Consider the following 2,373-nt stretch of genomic DNA (forward strand, 5'->3'; position numbering starts at 1 on the left):
TCTTCGAAGACGAGCCAGGCCCCGAGCGCCGCCGCGGTGGTTCCACGTGCTGCCACACGTCCTTCACCCAGCCGGCCACGGCTGTCTCGCCCCCTTCAGAACGTCCGCCTGAACGTCTGTGACCTGCAGGAATTGGAGCCTCCCGTCACCCGATCGGTGGGTGAGTTGAAAATGCTCAGTAACGGATGTCTCAGAACGCCAGCGCCTGGCGGGCGACGTACGGCACGGTTTGACTATGACGACGCTGCCGCTCGTGCTCACCACCTCAGGTAAGTGGGTTCAACTGGAATGCGACCCACTTGCCCCCTTTCGACACCTCGACGACTGGGACGAGGAAGTCAAAAACGCGGGCTACGACAGGTGGGGCGGCCTTGGTCGCCGTGACGACAATCCTCTGTGGCTGGAGATCTACCGTCTGCGCACCGATAAGGAAGGCAGTGCACCCTGCTTCCTCGTCGTCCTGTCGAATAGCGGCTACTACGAAGTGCTGTACGCCGAGAGCGCGCCTGCGCTGATGGAGCTCCAGTCCCGATGGGCGCCAGCGATTCAGGCGGCTGCCGTGGCCGACCTTCTCGGACGGCTCGACGACAGCAGTTCGAAACACGGATTTGCCGGACTGGTGCGGAAGGCATTGACGTAGCGCTCACTCAACGCTGACGCCCGGCGGCCGACCACAGGCGCGGCTGGTCGAGCTGCGGCTGGAAGCTGGTTGAGTTCTATGCCAAGCCGCTCAGCGCCTCGGAGATCTTCAGCGCCTACTGCACGGATGCGGCGACGGGTGAGGTGATCGCCCCGGAGTGGGTGTGGAGTACGTGGCTGCGCCTCGCCTGAGGGTCTGATCTGCGGCTCTGGGGTGCGGGCGGAACGGTCCGCACCCGGATGGGTAGGGCCGGGTACCTGGGGGTGGACGTCGGTAGCCCGGCCTGCTCTTTGTCGCCGGGCTCCTGCCACAAGTCGCGGACGGCCTCCGCGATCTGCTCATTCACCTGGCGGGACGCTGCGCTGTCGTTGAGGGCGCTGCGGAGCGCCTCCTCGACCGGCGACAGGTCCGGGCCATGCTGCGCCATGAGGCGGGCCATGGTGACCCGCATCGCCGGAGGTTCATCAGCGACGCAATGTGGTCCGCGCCCAAGCGCGTCAGGCGCTCCTCCGTCGTCAGGGGGAGCGCCGGCACGTTGGGGACGTCCTCCTCCGAGATCGGTCCCGGCCGCCGGAAGTCGAGGACCGTCATGGTTTGGTCCGCCGCCGTGCTCAGCAGGGCCCGCGTCTCCCAGGCATACCCCCGCTCATACACCTCGCCACGGATCATCAGGTCGTCCCTGCGTAGCCACCGCACCCAGGCCGTGAAGTAGTGGTGGCCGCCGACCTCGTGGCCGCTCACCTCCAGCACCTTGTCCAGTGCCACCGCTGTCGGGGACCAGTTGCTGGTGGCCCTGTGGGTCCTCCGCGCATCACCGTTGGCGGCCGAGGGCATCGGCGTGCCGCTGACCACCCGGTAGCGCCTAGCGGCGTTCCTCGTCGCGGCCAGGACCGTGGCGTGACTCTCCTCGGTGTCCAGCAGCTCCCGAACGTCGTCGGCAGACGCCTCCACCTTCGTGGCGAACTTGGTGACGACGTCGTCAAGCGACGTGAACAGATGGAACCGGCTCTCCATGCCAGCGATGTCCCGCTGCATCTCCGGATGGAACTGGCCGGCCTTGGACACGTCCGAGTCGCTGCTCACGAAGTAGACCGTCTCGTCCTTGTGTGCCGCCGCGTACTCGACCGCCGTCAGCCAGATCGCGGCGTCCCGGGACCCGGTCTTGTGGTCGCCAACCGTCTTGCACGGGGCAATCTGGTTCATCTCCCGGAACAGGGCCTGCTGGTAGGCCGTGTGGGACGTCTCCAGAACCTCCGTGATCGAGGAGTACCGCTCCCGCCAGTGCCTCCGCACGTGCTCCGCCGACCACCGCTTGGGGTGGTGGACGTGCTCCCACGGGGTGGCTTTCCGGAGGTCGTCCAACGCCTCCATGGCCGCCTCGTGCTTCTCCGCGTAGGACAGGGCCTGCTGAGCGGCGATCTCCTCCACGGCGATCCACGGCGTGGCCACGCGCTCCACATCTGCGGCCCGGATGGCGCGGAGGACGTCCGCGACAGGACCCCGCAGCGAGGTCCCCTTAACGATGTTCGCGTCCAGGATGATCAATGTGGGGCGCTCCGTCTTCCTCGGCTCCAAGGCGTGCGGGCCACTCTCTCAACTTCTGATCACCGGGACAGGGGGAATTCCGGCACCAGAGGCTAAGACGTCATCTCATTTGGTCAGTCTTCGGTAGCAGATGAGGGTGCAGGCGATGCTGGTGAAGGCGAGGAAGTGTTCGGCTTTGCGTTCGTAGC

2 protein-coding genes are annotated in these 2,373 nt (G+C 66.4%); one reads left to right on the forward strand and one right to left on the reverse strand.

Features of this window, described 5'->3' with window-relative positions; genetic code table 11:
- Nucleotides 1-235: 235 nt before the first annotated feature.
- Nucleotides 236-640, forward strand: a complete 405-nt coding sequence (locus ABZX75_RS34200) for a hypothetical protein (protein WP_355418109.1) — start codon at nucleotides 236-238, stop codon at nucleotides 638-640.
- A 342-nt stretch (nucleotides 641-982) separates the two neighbouring features.
- Here ABZX75_RS34200 and ABZX75_RS34205 read toward each other — a convergent pair whose 3' ends face one another.
- Nucleotides 983-2,185 carry a PIN domain-containing protein gene (locus ABZX75_RS34205; protein WP_355418112.1) on the reverse strand — a complete coding sequence of 401 codons (1,203 nt, stop codon included), beginning with the start codon at nucleotides 2,183-2,185 and terminating at the stop codon, nucleotides 983-985.
- Nucleotides 2,186-2,373 lie beyond the last annotated feature (188 nt).

It is taken from the genome of Streptomyces sp. NPDC003038, assembly GCF_040611115.1.
GTDB lineage: Bacteria > Actinomycetota > Actinomycetes > Streptomycetales > Streptomycetaceae > Streptomyces.